Source organism: Halolactibacillus sp. JCM 19043 (assembly GCF_001310395.1).
Lineage (GTDB): Bacteria > Bacillota > Bacilli > Bacillales > Amphibacillaceae > Halolactibacillus > Halolactibacillus miurensis.
The window spans coordinates 12,367-28,597 of the sequence record NZ_BAXD01000003.1; the positions used below are offsets into that span (position 1 = coordinate 12,367).

Here is a 16,231-nt window from a genome sequence, read left to right on the forward strand (position 1 = left end):
AACGTCTACGTCACGTTACGACAAAAGAGTGAGCTTAATAAGCTAACTAGGGTGGTACCGCGAGTTCTCCTCGTCCCTTTTGGGATAGGAGGACTTTTTTTATTGAAAATTTTAAGGAGGATGAACAATGGAGTATAAAAAAACGTTACTCATGCCACAAACAGACTTTCCAATGCGAGGAAACTTACCGAATAAAGAACCAAAAATGCAAGAAGAATGGGACGCACAAGACCTCTATGAACAAGTACAAGCCCGTACGAAAGATCGTCCGCTTTTTGTTTTGCATGATGGACCGCCGTATGCTAACGGTGACTTACACATGGGACACGCGTTAAATAAAATTTTAAAAGATTTTATCGTGAAATTTAAATCAATGACAGGTTTTAACGCACCTTACGTCCCAGGTTGGGATACACACGGGTTACCGATTGAAAATGCCCTGCAAAAGAAAAAAGTCGATCGTAAGAAATTAACGGCGGCTGAATTCCGCGAAAAATGTGCCGATTATGCGATGAAGCAAGTCGATAATCAACGGACACAATTTAAACAACTTGGTGTACGTGGAGACTGGGATCATCCTTATGTTACGTTAGATAAAAATTATGAAGCTGCTCAAATTAAAGTGTTTGGTGACATGGCGAAAAAAGGTTACATCTATAAAGCCTTAAGCCGGTATACTGGTCACCATCATCTGAATCAGCTTTAGCTGAAGCAGAAATTGAATATCAAGATAAACGTTCAGCTTCTATTTATGTTGCTTTTAACGTAAAAGATGGTGGCGACTTATTAGATGGTGACGAACAGTTCCTCATCTGGACAACAACACCATGGACGATTCCGTCTAACTTAGCGATTGCTTTGCATGCGGATCTTGACTATGTCGTTGTAAGTGTGAATGATGAAAAAATCATCGTCGCAGAAGAGTTGCTCGAGACTGTAAAAGATGAGCTCGAATGGACTGATTATGAGATTGTTAAAACCTTTAAAGGACAAGCAGCTGATAACTTAGTTGCGAAACACCCATTATATGACCGTGATTCTTTAATTATTTTAGGCGATCACGTTACGACCGATGGTGGGACAGGTCTTGTCCATACCGCCCCAGGTCATGGTGAAGACGACTTTATCGTTGGTAAAAAGTATGGCCTCGATGTTTTATGTCCTGTAAATGATAAAGGGGTCTTTACTGAAGAAGCTCCTGGATTTGAAGGCCTGTTTTATGATGAAGCTAATAAATTGGTCACAGAAAAATTAGATGAAGCGGGTGCGCTTAAGAAGCTGAGCTTTATTACCCACTCGTACCCACACGATTGGCGTACAAAAAAACCGGTCATTTACCGCGCAACGAATCAATGGTTTGCGTCAATTAAAGACTTTAGAGATGATATTCTCTCAGAAATTAACCGCGTGAATTGGATTCCTAAGTGGGGCGAAACGCGTCTTTATAATATGGTACGTGATCGTGAAGATTGGTGTATTTCTCGTCAACGTATTTGGGGTGTGCCTATTCCAGTATTTTACGGAGAAGACCAAACGCCAATTATTACAGATGAAACAATCAATCATGTCGCTGAGCTCTTTAAAGAACATGGTTCAAATGTTTGGTTTGAACGCGAAGCGAAAGATTTATTACCAGAGGGCTTCACATCAGAACATAGCCCAAATGGTGAATTTACGAAAGAACTGGATATCATGGATGTCTGGTTTGACTCAGGTTCATCTCATGAAGGTGTCCTCGAAGAACGTCCTGAATTACGTCGTCCGGCTGACCTATACCTTGAAGGTTCTGATCAGTACCGTGGTTGGTTCAACTCATCACTGTCAACATCGGTAGCTGTAAGTGGTCGTTCACCGTATGAATCGGTATTAAGCCATGGTTTCGCACTTGATGGTCAAGGCCGCAAGATGAGTAAATCGATTGGTAACGTCGTACTGCCATCAAAAATTATGAAACAATACGGTGCGGATATTTTACGTCTTTGGGTGGCGTCTGTTGATTACCAAGCAGATGTGCGTGTATCTGATGATATTATGAAACAAACATCAGAAGGCTATCGTAAAATCCGTAACACGTTCAGGTTCTTACTAGGTAACATCAGTGATTTTGATCCAAGTAAAGACGCGGTAGCTGAACAAGATTTACATGAAGTTGATCGCTACATGTTAATTAAATTACAACAGTTAATCAAAAAAGTCACAAAGGCGTATAACGAGTATGACTTCCAAAAAGTTTATAATCGTGTACACCAATTCGTCTCACAAGAACTAAGCGCGTTTTATCTTGACTTTGCGAAAGATATTCTATATATCGAATCGGCTGACAGTACACGTCGCCGCGCAATTCAGACGGTGTATTATGAAACAGTTGTCGCCGTCACAAAACTTATTGCGCCAATTTTGACGCATACTGCAGAAGAAGTGTGGCAATATATCCCGCAAACAGAAGCGAGTCATGTCCAGTTAACGGATATGCCAGAAGCGCGTGAAATTGGTGGGGAAGCGGACTTACTTAAGAAATGGGATCATTTCTTAGTCGTGCGTGACGATATTCTAAAAGCATTAGAAGAAGCACGTGCAGAAAAAGTCATTGGTAAGTCGCTTGAAGCGAAGATTACCGTAAAAGCTAAAGATGACTTGACGCATTCCGTCCTTGAACAGATTGACCGCCTCGATCAATTGTTTATCGTATCAAAAGTGGATCTCGTCACAACCGGTGACATCGCTAAAGGATATGATTATGTTGAAGTGGCTGTAGAAAAATATGACGCTGACAAATGTGAACGCTGCTGGGTAGCAGATGACACGGTCGGTACAGTTGAAGCTTATGAGACACTATGTGAACGCTGTGCAACGATTGTTGATGAACATTATCAAGATGTAGAATAATGAATGTAAAAAGAAACGTCTGTTTGAGCCTCCACCCTACGTGGTGCCGGCTCATGTAAAGACGTTTCTTTTTTTAATTGAAGAAAAATACCGCAAAGTGTGGTAAAATCGAGAAAGAGTAAAAAGAAAGTGGGGAAAATGCGTGTATTATGTGATTGCTGTGGTCATGATTATCATTGACCAGTGGACGAAGTATTTAGTCATTGAAAATATGACGATTGGTGAGAGTATTCCGATTATCGACAATATCTTTTACTTAACATCACACCGAAACCCTGGAGCGGCGTGGGGGATTTTACAAGGTCAAATGTGGTTCTTTTATGTAATCACGCTCATCGTGGTTGGTATTATTATCTACTACATCGAGCACTATGCAAAAACGAATCGCCTGTTAGGGATTAGTTTAGGTCTTGTCTTAGGTGGCGCGATTGGGAATTTTATTGACCGTGTGAGATTTCAAGAAGTCGTCGATTTTCTTGATGTATATATCTTTAGTTATGATTACCCGATTTTTAATGTCGCTGACTCGAGTCTTGTCGTTGGCGTGATTCTGATTGGTATTATCACCTTATTTGAGGAAGTTAGAAAGGATAAAAAAGCATGAGTGAAACGTATGACGTATTAGAAGAAGAAAAAAGCCAGCGGATTGATAAATATTTATCTGAAAACGTGAAGATTTATCAAGAGCCCAGATCCAAACATGGATCAAGGAAGGTTATATAACAGTTAATGCACGGACGGTTAAAGCGAATTATAAAGTACAACCGAACGACCAGATTGTCATAGAAGAAAAACCGCCAGAGGAATTAGATATTCAACCGGAAAATATTCCATTAGAAGTGGTGTATGAAGATGCGGATGTCGTCGTTGTGAATAAGCCAAAAGGCATGGTTGTCCATCCGTCAGTTGGACACCCAAACGGGACACTTGTTAATGCGTTAATGTATCATATTAAAGATTTATCGGGCATTCATGATGTGGTTCGACCAGGTATCGTTCACCGAATTGATAAAGATACAAGCGGCTTACTTATGGTGGCGAAAAACGATCACGCTCATCAATCGTTGGCACAACAATTGAAGGATAAGACGGTAAAACGGTCGTATATCGCCTTAGTGCATGGAGATATTCCACATGAATACGGCACGATTGATGCACCGATTGGTCGCGATACGAAAGACCGTCAAAAGATGACGGTTGTGACAGGTGGGAAGGAAGCTGTCACCCATTTTGAAGTGCTTGAACGGATTGGGCAACAATATACGGTCATTAAATGTGTGCTTGAAACAGGGCGTACGCACCAAATTCGTGTGCACATGCGTTACATTGGCTTTCCGCTCGTCGGTGATCCAAAGTATGGACACCGAAAATCAATTGATACTGAAGGTCAAGCACTACATGCACAGGAAATTGGTTTTCATCATCCAACAACTGAGGAATGGTTAACGTTTACCTCAGAACCACCAAAGATTTTAACCGACACATTAGAAAATCTACGCCAAAGCTATTGACTTTAAAGCGTATGTCGGGCATAATGGAAACAGAATTAAATAACACCTTTAAAGACAGTCCCGTGAGACTGAAAAGCCGATTGTATGATTAGCATATCTGACTAATCCCTTTTCTCTGTGCGCGGAGAAAAGGGATTTTTTGATTATAGGTCGAGTAAAGGACAGTTGAGGGGAGGCATAAACAAATGAAAGAAAAAGCACAAATACTTGATGAAGCGGCTATTAATCGTGCCCTCACACGTATTGCCCATGAAATTCTTGAACGTAATAAAGGTGTGGATGATCTCGTCTTAATCGGGATTAAAACACGAGGTGTCCCGTTAAGTAAAAGGTTAAAAGAAAAAATCAACCACATTGAAGGGATAGACGTTCCAATTGGTGAGATTGATATAACGCTTTATCGCGATGATTTAACGCACGTATCGACAGAATCATCACCACAAGTCAATGATGCGACGATTGAGACAAATATTGACGGTAAAAAAGTGATTCTCGTGGATGATGTGCTCTTTACAGGTCGAACCGTTAGAGCTGCGATGGATGCACTCGTTGATCTTGGACGTCCGGCACAAATTCAGTTAGCGGTCCTTGTTGATAGGGGGCACCGAGAACTACCGATTCGCGCGGATTATATCGGAAAAAACATTCCGACCTCACAAGATGAGATTGTGACGGTTCAGTTATCAGAACATGACACCATCGATTTAGTGAGTATTAATGAAAAATAAGCACAAACCTTTAATGTAAGTCCAGAGAGGCTTCGAAGGTTGTAAATAGGATACGTGTACCTAAATGGACACGTCTACCTCTTTATGACGTTCGAGCGTCGTAAAGAGGTTTTTTAATGCCTTGAAACAGATAAAACAAATGAGAGAGATTAAAAGGAGGAAGTCATGTCGATGGAAAGATTAGATATGGTCATGGACGTTAGAGACGTTCCAAAAAAATCAAAATGGTTTATGTTAAGTTTACAGCACTTATTCGCTATGTTTGGAGCCACTGTGCTCGTTCCGTTTTTAACCGAATTACCCGCATCAGTTGCCCTCATTTCAAGTGGGACAGGGACATTAAGTTACTTATTAATCACAAGAGGACGTATCCCCGCATACTTAGGTTCAAGTTTTGCGTTTATCACGCCAATCATCTCAGCTCGAGCGGTCGGTGGTGGGATTGAAGGCGCGATGATGGGGAGTTTTGTCGCAGGTCTACTATACGGCCTTGTGGCGCTCTTAATTGCTTCATTCGGTCTTGACTGGATCATGAAAGCTTTACCACCTGTTGTTGTCGGCCCGGTCATTATCGTGATCGGTTTAGGCCTTGCGCCAACCGCTGTTGATATGGCGATGAACGTCCAAGGCGAGTATAGTGCGACGCATTTTTCAGTTGCGATTCTTACACTGGTTGTCACGATTGTGGGTTCCTTGTTCTTTAGAGGATTCTTTGGCCTCATTCCCATTCTTATCGGATCATCGTCGGTTATACGTATGCATTGATTCAAGGGATTGTAGATACATCCGCTATTCAAGCAAGCTTTACCAAGATTATTGAAGCCGGCTCATTTACAGAATTTCTAAGTGCAGTTTTTGTCGCACCGGAGTTTGTTATCCCGTTTGTGCATTATCAACCGCTCGACGTCTTAAATTTAAATATTATGGCGATTATGGTACCTGTCGCACTCGTCACAATTGCCGAACACATTGGTGACCAGATGGTCCTATCAAAAGTTGTTGGACGTAACTTCTTAAAAGACCCTGGTTTACACCGCTCGATTTTAGGTGATGGTGTTGCAACCATGATCGCCTCTGTATTAGGTGGACCACCTAATACAACGTATGGTGAAAATATCGGGGTACTAGCGATTACGAGAATCTTTAGCGTCTTCGTTGTTGGTGGGGCTGCGGTTCTGGCGATTACTTTCGGATTTATCGGCATTATTTCAGATGTGATTATCTCAATTCCAACACCAGTAATGGGTGGGGTATCGATTCTTTTGTTCGGGATCATCGCCTCAAGTGGACTTAGAATGTTAGTGGATAACCAAGTCGACTTAGGTAATAACCGTAACTTAATTATCTCATCGGTCATCCTTGTGATTGGGATCGGTGGCGCCATGGTTCAATTCTCCATTGGTGACTTCGGATTTAAAGTAGAGGGTATGGCCCTCGCAGCTTTTATCGGTGTATTTTTAAACTTAATCTTACCAGGCAAAGAAGCCGCCTTTGGTAACGGTAAAATGTTTGGCGATACCGATATGGATCAAGAATAAAATGGGCTAGCTTCGGCTAGCCTTTTCTAAAACAATGATGTACATAATTCAAGAAAGGGTGACGGACTAATGAAAGATTTTGTATCGATGAAAACAATGACAAAAGACCAACTACTCGGATTATTAAAAAGAATTGAAGCGATTGAAACCGGTCAAGTTAAACCAAGTTATAAAAAAGAAGAGATGTTTATTGCGAATTTATTTTATGAACCGAGTACACGGACAAAAATGAGTTTTGAAGTAGCTGAGAAGAAGCTCGGGCTTAACGTGCTCGATTTTCATGTCGAATCTTCAAGTGCATTAAAAGGTGAAACAGTCTACGATACGGCTAAAACATTTGAAGCTATTGGTGCAAAAGCCATTGTCATCCGTCATCCAAAAGAAAATGCGGTACAAGAACTGGCGGCCCAACTTGACATTCCTGTCATTAACGGTGGCGACGGTAAGGGTGAGCATCCGACCCAATCACTACTGGACTTATATACAATGTATCAAGAATTCGGTTCATTTGAAGGGTTAAAAGTAACGATTGTTGGAGACATTCTCCATTCACGCGTGGCACGTTCCAATGCGATTGCTTTATCAACACTTGGCGCTGACGTACGGTTATCCGCAAAAGAAAGTTACCGAGATGACACGCTTGATTTTCCTTATCTCGAGATTGATGAGGCGGTTGAAGATAGTGACGTGATCATGTTGTTGAGAATTCAACTGGAACGCCACTCAAGTAAAGAAGCACTCAATAAAGCCGATTACTTAAATCAGTACGGCTTAACCATCGATCGGTATAATCGATTGAAAGAACATGCGATTGTCATGCATCCAGCGCCTGTAAATCGAGGGGTGGAAATAGACGACACGCTCGTTGAAGCAGAGAAATCAAGAATCTTTAAACAAATGGCCAACGGTGTTTATAGCCGGATGGCTGTCATCGAAATGGTTTTGTTTCAACAACAGTTAAAAAAGGGGGAAATTAAACATGACTTTACTTATCCAGAACGCTTATACAGTTAATGATCAACAACAAACGATTGATATCTTGGTAGTGGACGGAAAAATCGACCAAATGGGGCAACACATCGAACCGACAGAAACAGATACGGTAATCGATGCGACGGGCCTTATCCTTGCGCCAGGTTTTATTGATGTCCATGTCCACTTAAGAGAACCAGGTGGGGAACATAAAGAAACAATTGAAACAGGAACAAAAGCAGCAGCTAAAGGTGGCTATACGACGATTTGTGCGATGCCAAATACAAACCCAGTGCCGAGTGATGTGTCCTCGCTTAAAGTGGTACAAGACAAGATTAAACAAGATGCCTTCGTGAAAGTCTATCCTTACGCGTCGATTACGAGCGGATTAAAAGGCGAAGCGCTTGTTGACTTTGACGCTTTAACACAAGCAGGAGCGTTTCAATTTACTGACGATGGTGTCGGCGTTCAAACGGCTGGCGATATGTATGAAGCGATGAAGCAAGCAGCCAAAAATAATAAAGCGATTGTGGCACACTGTGAAGATAATTCACTCATTTACGGTGGCTGCGTGCATGATGGTGACGTGGCGAGTCGACTAGGTGTCAACGGTATTCCATCGATTTGTGAAGCGACGCAAATTGCGCGTGACGTTTTGTTGGCTGAAAAAGCAAACTGTCATTATCATGTGTGTCACGTCTCAACAAAAGAAAGCGTGCGAGTAGTAAGAGATGCGAAACGAGCCGGTATTCACGTAACCGCAGAAGTATCACCCCACCATTTGATCTTAACGGAAGATGACATTAAGGAACGTGACACGAACTTTAAAATGAATCCACCCCTGCGCGCAAAAGAAGATCGCGACGCACTGCTTCAAGGTTTACTAGATGGTACGATTGATTTTATCGCCACCGATCATGCGCCGCACCATAGTGATGAGAAAAATCAGCCGATTGAGACAGCGCCGTTTGGTATTGTCGGGTTAGAGACAGCATTTTCTCTCCTATATACTCATTTTGTAGAAACAGGTGTGATGACGTTAGCGGATTTAATTGGCTACTTAGCAGTGAAGCCGGGTGAAGTTTTCGGACTAACACAAGGGAAACTAGAACTAAATAGACCAGCGGATTTAGTTTTATTAGATGTACAGGCAAAAACAGTTATTGATAAAAGCACATTTGAATCAAAGGGCAGAAATACCCCATTTGATCAAATGAATGTAACGGGTCAAGTTATGATGACGTTCGTTGACGGAGAACTTGTCTATAAGGGGGAAACAAAATGAAACGACAACTCATACTAGAAGACGGAACGGTATTTACCGGTGATGCCTATGGTGATTTAAATCAAAAAGAAGGCGAAATTGTCTTTAATACAGGAATGACAGGGTACCAAGAAATTTTATCTGACCCTTCTTACTGTGGTCAAATTGTGACGATGACATATCCGCTGATCGGTAATTACGGTATTAATCGTGATGATTTTGAATCGATTGATCCGTCAGTGTTTGGCTTTGTCGTAAAAGAAATGTGTGAAGCTCCGTCAAACTTTAGACATGAAGAGACACTTGATGAATTCCTAAAACAGAAAGAGATTCCAGCCATTAGTGGCATAGATACGAGAAAGCTCACGAAAATTATTCGAAAACACGGAACGATGCGCGCCGTCCTAACAGCCGCAGGAGATGAGCATAACGACAAGCCGATATTTTCACAAGGCATGACAGACCAAGTCAGTCGTGTCTCAACGAAAAACCCTTATGTGGTGCCAGGTAGAGGACACCGGGTTGTCCTTGTTGATTTTGGGATGAAGCACGGTATATTACGCGACCTCACGAAACGCAACTGTCACGTGACCGTCGTACCTTATGACTATACCGCCAAACAGATTTTAGCATTAAAACCAGAAGGTATTATGTTGACCAATGGACCAGGAGACCCGAAAGATGTGCCGGTGGCGATTGACATGATTAAAGACATCATGCCACATGTACCCGTGTTCGGTATTTGTCTTGGTCATCAACTGATTTCCCTCGCCGCGGGTGCGGATACGGAAAAAATGCGCTTCGGTCATCGCGGATCGAACCATCCCGTGAAAGACTTAACAATTGGTAAAACACACTTAACTTCACAAAATCATGGCTACGCGGTGACACGTGCGTCATTAGAGGGAACGGATTTGGAACTGACGCACATTGCCATCAATGACGATTCAGTTGAAGGGGTCAAACATACGACGTACCCAACATTTTGTGTGCAGTATCACCCAGAAAGTTCACCAGGTCCAGAGGATACGAGTTACTTATTTGATCAATTTATGACGAATATTGAAAACGCAAAACGATTAAACAAGGAGGCGCTCTAATGCCAAAACGTACAGACATCAACAAGATCCTCGTGATTGGTTCAGGTCCGATTATTATTGGTCAAGCCGCAGAATTTGATTACTCAGGAACACAAGCGTGCCAAGCATTAAGAGAAGAAGGCTATACAGTCGTGCTTGCGAACTCTAACCCAGCGACCATTATGACTGATCATACGGTTGCAGATACAGTATATATGGAACCTTTAACCGTTGAATATTTATCAAAAATCATTCAAAAAGAGCGTCCAGATGCGATTTTACCGACCTTAGGTGGACAAACAGGTTTAAACTTAGCCATTGAGTTGGAAAAAAGTGGCATACTAAATAAATACCCAACCGAAATGTTAGGGACCAGCCTTGATGCCATTCAATTGGCAGAAGACCGTGAAAAGTTCCGTCAGTTAATGCATGATTTAAATGAACCGGTACCAGAAAGTGAGATTGTTAATTCTGTTGATGAGGCTCTCGCCTTTGCAGATCAAATCGGTTACCCACTGATTGTTAGACCAGCCTATACGCTCGGTGGTTCTGGTGGGGGTATGTGTTATAACGAACAAGACTTACGGGAGATTACCCGCAGTGGGTTGCAGTATTCGCCGGTTAATCAATGTTTAATTGAACGTAATATTGCCGGATTTAAAGAAATCGAATACGAAGTGATGCGCGATAAAAATGATCAAGCGATTGTTGTATGTAACATGGAAAATATTGATCCGGTTGGGATTCATACCGGAGACTCCATCGTTGTTGCCCCGTCACAAACACTCAGTGACCGTGAATACCAAATGTTGCGAAATGCCTCACTAAAAATTATTCGCGCATTAGAAATTGAAGGTGGCTGTAACGTTCAGCTCGCCCTTGACCCGGATAGTTTCCAATATTACATCATTGAAGTGAATCCGCGTGTGAGTCGCTCAAGTGCCCTCGCATCCAAAGCAACAGGTTATCCGATTGCCAAGATTGCCGCTAAAATTGCGATTGGTTTAACGCTTGATGAAATAAAAAATCCTGTGACCGAAACGACTTATAGTGCGTTTGAACCCGCACTTGATTATGTTGTGACAAAATTCCCACGATTCCCATTTGATAAATTCACCTCTGGTAATCGCACGCTAGGAACACAAATGAAAGCAACTGGTGAAGTAATGGCCATTGGTCGTACCTTCGAAGAGTCATTCTTAAAAGGGATTCGTTCTCTTGACTTTAATGATGATGATTTCTACTTGCCAGAATGTGTGGATTTAACGGATGAAGATTTACTCGAACAAGTCGTAAAAGCTGATGACCGACGCATCTTTGTCTTAGCAGAACTACTGCGTCGTCATTACACGGTTGAACAGCTATTTGAGCTAACGAAAATGGATCGCTTCTTCTTAACGAAACTACAAAAAATTATTCAGTTTGAACACGTGTTATTAAATGAAAAACTAACAGCCGTATCGTTAGAACAAGCCAAAAAACTCGGGTTTTCAGATCGCCAACTGGAGCGAATTACCCGTCTTTCTGAAGATGTCATTTATAACATGCGTATGGAACATAACATTAAACCGGTCTATAAGATGGTTGATACGTGCGCGGCAGAATTCGAATCAAGTACGCCGTACTTTTACTCGAGTTATGAAGAAGAGCAAGAATCACTTGTCTCTAACCGTGAAAAGGTGATCGTCATTGGCTCAGGTCCGATTCGAATTGGACAAGGGATTGAGTTTGATTATGCGACCGTCCACTCTGTCCTTGCCTTAAAAGAAATGGGCTATGAAGCGATTATTATGAATTCAAACCCAGAAACCGTCTCGACTGACTTTAGTGTGTCAGATAAATTATATTTTGAACCACTAACATTAGAAGATGTGATGCATGTGGTTGAACTTGAACAACCTGTCGGTGTGATTGTGCAGTTTGGTGGACAAACGGCCATTAACTTAGCAGACGGTTTAACGAGACGCGGCGTCACGATTCTTGGTACTGACTTAGAAGCCATCGACCGGGCAGAAGACCGTGATAAATTTGAACAACTGCTTACAAGCTTATCGATTCCACAACCAAAGGGCGAGAGTGTCAAGGCGCTTGATGAAGCGAAAGTTGTTGCGAACCGTATCGGTTACCCAGTTCTAGTTAGACCATCATACGTTATTGGTGGGAGTCAAATGGAGATTGTCTATAATGACACAGAACTTGCCCATTATTTAGAAAAGACGACGCATATTAAACGTAAACATCCTGTGTTAATTGATAAATATTTAACAGGTATCGAAGTTGAGGTTGATGCGATTAGTGACGGAGAAACGACGATTATTCCCGGCATTATGGAACATATTGAGCGCGCGGGCGTGCACTCTGGTGACTCGATTGCGGTGTATCCAACCCAGCGCCTAAGTAAGGAAACGAAACAACAATTAATTGATACGACCATTAAGATTGCTAAAGCCTTAAATATTAAAGGCTGATCAATATTCAGTTTGTCGTCCATCAAGATAATGTCTACGTACTTGAAGTGAATCCGCGTGCGAGCCGGACGATTCCATTCTTAAGTAAAATTACCGATGTCACGATGGCAAATCTCGCAACGCGTGCCATTATGGGTGAATCTTTAGCGAGTCTTGGCTATGAAGAAGGGCTATTAGAAGAAGCGGATCACGTGTCAGTTAAAGTACCGGTCTTTAGCTTCCAGAAACTAAAAAGTGTCGATACGATTTTAGGGCCTGAAATGAAATCAACAGGTGAGGCGATTGGACGCGATAAAACACTCGCAAAAGCACTGTTTAAAGGGCTTGTCGCTTCAGGTATTGAGATTCCGTTTGAAGGTGCGGTGTTATTTACTGTCGCAGATAAAGATAAAGCAGAAGCAACAGACATTGCGCGTGGCTTCCAACAACTTGGTTTTGATATTTATGCGACGCAAGGGACAGCGGAACATTTGATAGAGAACGGTGTGATTGCGACAGCGGTCGATAAGATTGGTTCAGATCAAGAAAATGTTTTATCATTGATTGAAAAGAACGCGGTACACTTTGTTGTTAATACGCTGACATCAGGTAATAAACCGCTTAGTGATGGGTTTAAAATTAGACGAGCAGCAGTAGAACATGGTATTGCCTCACTCACGAGTCTTGATACAGCGCGCGCGATTCTTAATGTCATCGATCAAACAACGTTCCAAGCACGTCCGATGGTTGTTAATCAGGAGGTCATTCGCTAATGAAAAAGTTAGAGACACACGTGGTGTCGATTGAGAATATTGCAAAGGCAACGTTTAAGTTAGTGATTCATGTTCAGGCAGACATGTTAAATACGATAAAACCAGGTCAGTTTGTTCACATTAAGGTGGGGGAAGGGACGGAGCATATGCTTCGTCGCCCTATCTCTATTTGTGATATCAGTAACACAAATGAAACGATGACGCTGATCTTTAAAGTGTTTGGTAAGGGGACAGACCAATTAGCTAAACTGACAGAAGGTCACGCGATTGATTTGTTGATTCCATGTGGTAACGGTTATCCAATGGATGACATTGAAGCCGAACATGTGCTACTTATTGGTGGTGGGATTGGTGTGCCCCCGCTTTATTATCTCGGTAAACAGCTTATTAAAAAAGGCATCAAAGTGACAAGTATCTTAGGCTTTCAATCAGCAGCGGATGTCTTTTATGAAGATGATTTTCAGACGCTTGGGGATGTCTTTGTTGCTACGAACGATGGTACTTACGGGATACATGGGTTTGTGACCGATGTTATTAATGAACAATCGCTCTTTGGTGATTACTATTTTAGTTGTGGTCCGACTCCGATGCTTCAAGCGGTTGAAACAAAATTAAAAGATACAACCGGTTATTTATCACTTGAAGAACGTATGGGTTGCGGCATTGGTGCTTGCTATGCGTGTGTTGTTAAAACAACGGACGGTGAATCAACGAAAAAGGTCTGCCAAGACGGGCCAGTTTTTAAAGCAAATGAGGTGCAGTTATGAGTCTATTAAAGGTGGAATTACCAGGGTTAGCATTAAAGAACCCGATTATGCCTGCGTCTGGTTGTTTTAGTTTTGGAAAAGAATACAGTCAGTTTTATGACTTAAGTAAACTTGGCTCAATTATGGTTAAAGCAGCGACATTACATAAACGACTTGGTAATGATACCCCGCGAGTGGCGGAGACAAAGTCGGGTATGCTGAATGCGATTGGCCTACAAAATCCTGGTGTGGAAACAATTATCAATGAAGAACTACCATTTTTAGCTGGATTTGATTTACCGGTTATTGCTAATGTTGCTGGTAGTACGATTGAAGAATATGAACAAGTGGCAACAGCCTTAAGACGTAGTGATATTGCGGCAATTGAACTCAATATTTCATGTCCGAATGTGAAAGAAGGTGGCGTCCAGTTTGGTACCGACCCAGAAGTAGCCGCGGAAGTGACCCGACGCGTAAAACAAGCGGCAAACGTACCGGTCTATGTTAAGCTTTCACCGAATGTGACGGATATCGTCGCCATCGCTAAAGCAGTTGAACAAGCGGGGGCTGATGGATTAACAATGATTAATACACTGACAGGGATGACGATTGATTTAAACAAACGTCGTCCGTTGTTAAGTAATGGTGTAGGTGGATTAAGTGGGCCGGCGATCAAACCCGTGGCCATCCGGATGATTTATCAAGTATATGAAGCGGTCAATATCCCGATTATTGGTATGGGCGGGGTAAGAGATGCAGAAGATGTCTTAGAATTCTTGCTTGCAGGCGCAAGCGCGGTCGCGGTTGGTACAGCGAATTTCGAAAATCCTCTCGTTTGTTCTGAGATTATTGATGACTTACCATTTGTTTTAAATAAGTATGGGTTTGATTCAGTGACCGATGCGATAGGAAAGGGGCATATCGATGCGTAAACCGATTTATTTAGCACTAGATTTTGAAGACTTTCAGACAGCTGATCAGTTTTTAATTAAACACCAATTGACCGATGTACCGGTGAAGGTTGGGATGGAGTTATTTTATAACGAAGGCCCCGATGTCGTCAAACGTTTACGCGCAAGAAATCAAGAGGTATTTCTTGATTTAAAACTGCATGATATTCCGACGACGGTCTATAAAGCGATGAAAAATATTGCGCGCTTAGATGTGCAAATGACCAATGTTCATGCACTTGGTTCAGCAGAGATGATTAGGCGAGCAAAAGAAGGATTAATAGAAGGTAGTTTAAACACGGTCGCAGACTTAATTGCAGTCACGATTTTAACGTCACATAATGAGCATACACTGCGTGAGGAATTAAAGCTTAATCAATCTGTGGACGAGGCAGTGATCGACCTTTCGGCATTAGCTAAACAAAATGGGGCTGATGGCGTGGTTTGTTCAGCTCTAGAGGTTCCGAAAATTAAAGCAGCACTTGGACAAGCGTTTCTCACTGTGACACCAGGCATTCGCCTAGTGAATAGTGGAGCAGATGACCAACAACGTGTAGCGACACCCGAACTTGCCAAACAAAATGGGGCTGATTACTTAGTGATTGGGCGTAGTATTACTCAAAGTGACAACCCAAGACAACAATATTTAAAAGCATTGGAGGCAGTTAATTATGACATATGAACACCGAATCATTAAACATTTACTTGATATTGATGCGGTTCAAATAAAGCCTGATTGCTCATTTACTTGGACATCTGGAATTAAGTCACCCATTTATTGTGACAATCGGTTGACGATGAGTTATCCAGACGTAAGAAAACTGATCACAACGGGCTTTATTAATAAACTCGCTGATATGAAAGATAACATTGATGGTATTTCAGGTTGCGCAACTGCGGGTATTCCACATGCAGCATGGTTAAGTCAGCAACTCGATTTACCGATGAGTTATGTACGTGGGTCAGCAAAAAAACATGGTAAACAAAATCAAATTGAAGGTGTTATTAAACCAGGTGATAACATCGTCGTTATTGAAGATTTAATTTCAACTGGTGGGTCTGTCATTGAAACAGTCCGTGCGATTGAAGCTGTTGGCGCAAACGTCGTTAAAGTGCTCGCGATATTTAGTTACGGTTTGAAAAAAGCAGAAGCAGCGTTTGAAACAGTGAACGTCCCATATGAAACGTTAGCAAACTTTGATCAACTGATTGAATACTTGCTAGATGAAGGCACCATTACTGCCGAGGAGCAACAAGACTTACTTAGCTGGCGCGATGAGTTAAAGTAGTCAAGAGTTCAGACCATAAAAAGAGACGCTCCCATGACAATAGGAGCG

The 16,231-nt window shown here is 42.0% G+C and carries 9 protein-coding genes, 4 pseudogenes and 1 other annotated feature (1 of these 14 cut by a window edge); all 13 genes and pseudogenes read left to right on the forward strand.

Translation table 11 applies throughout. From position 1 onward, the window contains the following. Nucleotides 1-81, forward strand: a binding site (T-box leader); it begins 132 nt to the left of the window's first position. Nucleotides 82-127: 46 nt separating this feature from the next. The 13 genes and pseudogenes from ileS to pyrE all read left to right on the forward strand — a co-directional run bounded on the left by ileS (nucleotide 128) and on the right by pyrE (nucleotide 16,183). Continuing rightward, nucleotides 128-2,886 (forward strand): annotated as a pseudogene (gene ileS / locus JCM19043_RS02840) (isoleucine--tRNA ligase). A gap of 142 nt (nucleotides 2,887-3,028) precedes the next feature. Then, nucleotides 3,029-3,490, forward strand: a complete 462-nt coding sequence (lspA, locus tag JCM19043_RS02845) for a signal peptidase II (protein ID WP_255349933.1) — start codon at nucleotides 3,029-3,031, stop codon at nucleotides 3,488-3,490. Then, a pseudogene (locus JCM19043_RS02850) lies at nucleotides 3,487-4,397 on the forward strand (RluA family pseudouridine synthase). Before lspA ends, JCM19043_RS02850 begins: the two are co-directional and overlap by 4 nt. A gap of 185 nt (nucleotides 4,398-4,582) precedes the next feature. Beyond that, nucleotides 4,583-5,125 carry a bifunctional pyr operon transcriptional regulator/uracil phosphoribosyltransferase PyrR gene (gene pyrR, locus JCM19043_RS02855; RefSeq protein WP_062319828.1) on the forward strand — a complete coding sequence of 181 codons (543 nt, stop codon included), beginning with the start codon at nucleotides 4,583-4,585 and terminating at the stop codon, nucleotides 5,123-5,125. 171 nt (nucleotides 5,126-5,296) lie between these two features. Further along, nucleotides 5,297-6,663: pseudogene (locus JCM19043_RS02860) on the forward strand (solute carrier family 23 protein). A gap of 69 nt (nucleotides 6,664-6,732) precedes the next feature. Then, on the forward strand, nucleotides 6,733-7,677 hold the full coding sequence (locus JCM19043_RS02865; RefSeq protein ID WP_062319831.1) for an aspartate carbamoyltransferase catalytic subunit: 945 nt from the start codon (nucleotides 6,733-6,735) through the stop codon (nucleotides 7,675-7,677). Continuing rightward, on the forward strand, nucleotides 7,643-8,920 hold the full coding sequence (locus JCM19043_RS02870; protein ID WP_062319833.1) for a dihydroorotase: 1,278 nt from the start codon (nucleotides 7,643-7,645) through the stop codon (nucleotides 8,918-8,920). The genes JCM19043_RS02865 and JCM19043_RS02870 overlap by 35 nt, the downstream gene beginning before the upstream one ends. Further along, entirely contained in the window at nucleotides 8,917-9,999 is a 1,083-nt protein-coding gene (locus tag JCM19043_RS02875; protein WP_062319835.1) for a carbamoyl phosphate synthase small subunit, read from the forward strand. Before JCM19043_RS02870 ends, JCM19043_RS02875 begins: the two co-directional genes overlap by 4 nt. Next, nucleotides 9,999-13,198, forward strand: a pseudogene (gene carB / locus JCM19043_RS02880) (carbamoyl-phosphate synthase large subunit). The gene JCM19043_RS02875 and the pseudogene carB overlap by 1 nt, the downstream one beginning before the upstream one ends. Beyond that, nucleotides 13,198-13,965: a dihydroorotate dehydrogenase electron transfer subunit gene (locus JCM19043_RS02885; RefSeq protein WP_062319837.1), complete on the forward strand. Its 768-nt coding sequence runs from the start codon at nucleotides 13,198-13,200 to the stop codon at nucleotides 13,963-13,965. Before carB ends, JCM19043_RS02885 begins: the two are co-directional and overlap by 1 nt. Further along, on the forward strand, nucleotides 13,962-14,876 hold the full coding sequence (locus JCM19043_RS02890) for a dihydroorotate dehydrogenase (protein WP_062319839.1): 915 nt from the start codon (nucleotides 13,962-13,964) through the stop codon (nucleotides 14,874-14,876). Before JCM19043_RS02885 ends, JCM19043_RS02890 begins: the two co-directional genes overlap by 4 nt. Further along, complete coding sequence (gene pyrF, locus JCM19043_RS02895) at nucleotides 14,869-15,576, forward strand: orotidine-5'-phosphate decarboxylase (RefSeq protein WP_062319841.1); 708 nt, start codon at nucleotides 14,869-14,871, stop codon at nucleotides 15,574-15,576. The genes JCM19043_RS02890 and pyrF overlap by 8 nt, the downstream gene beginning before the upstream one ends. After that, nucleotides 15,566-16,183: an orotate phosphoribosyltransferase gene (gene pyrE / locus JCM19043_RS02900; RefSeq protein ID WP_062319843.1), complete on the forward strand. Its 618-nt coding sequence runs from the start codon at nucleotides 15,566-15,568 to the stop codon at nucleotides 16,181-16,183. The genes pyrF and pyrE overlap by 11 nt, the downstream gene beginning before the upstream one ends. The last annotated feature ends 48 nt before the right edge of the window (nucleotides 16,184-16,231 follow it).

What these genes read in the sequence shown, in the direction of transcription:
- pyrE (WP_062319843.1), top strand. Translation starts at nt 15,566, where the DNA reads ATGACATATGAACACCGAATCATTAAACATTTACTTGATATTGATGCG.
- JCM19043_RS02890 (WP_062319839.1), top strand. Translation starts at nt 13,962, where the DNA reads ATGAGTCTATTAAAGGTGGAATTACCAGGGTTAGCATTAAAGAACCCG.
- pyrR (WP_062319828.1), top strand. Translation starts at nt 4,583, where the DNA reads ATGAAAGAAAAAGCACAAATACTTGATGAAGCGGCTATTAATCGTGCC.
- JCM19043_RS02875 (WP_062319835.1), top strand. Translation starts at nt 8,917, where the DNA reads ATGAAACGACAACTCATACTAGAAGACGGAACGGTATTTACCGGTGAT.
- JCM19043_RS02870 (WP_062319833.1), top strand. Translation starts at nt 7,643, where the DNA reads ATGACTTTACTTATCCAGAACGCTTATACAGTTAATGATCAACAACAA.
- JCM19043_RS02885 (WP_062319837.1), top strand. Translation starts at nt 13,198, where the DNA reads ATGAAAAAGTTAGAGACACACGTGGTGTCGATTGAGAATATTGCAAAG.
- JCM19043_RS02865 (WP_062319831.1), top strand. Translation starts at nt 6,733, where the DNA reads ATGAAAGATTTTGTATCGATGAAAACAATGACAAAAGACCAACTACTC.
- pyrF (WP_062319841.1), top strand. Translation starts at nt 14,869, where the DNA reads ATGCGTAAACCGATTTATTTAGCACTAGATTTTGAAGACTTTCAGACA.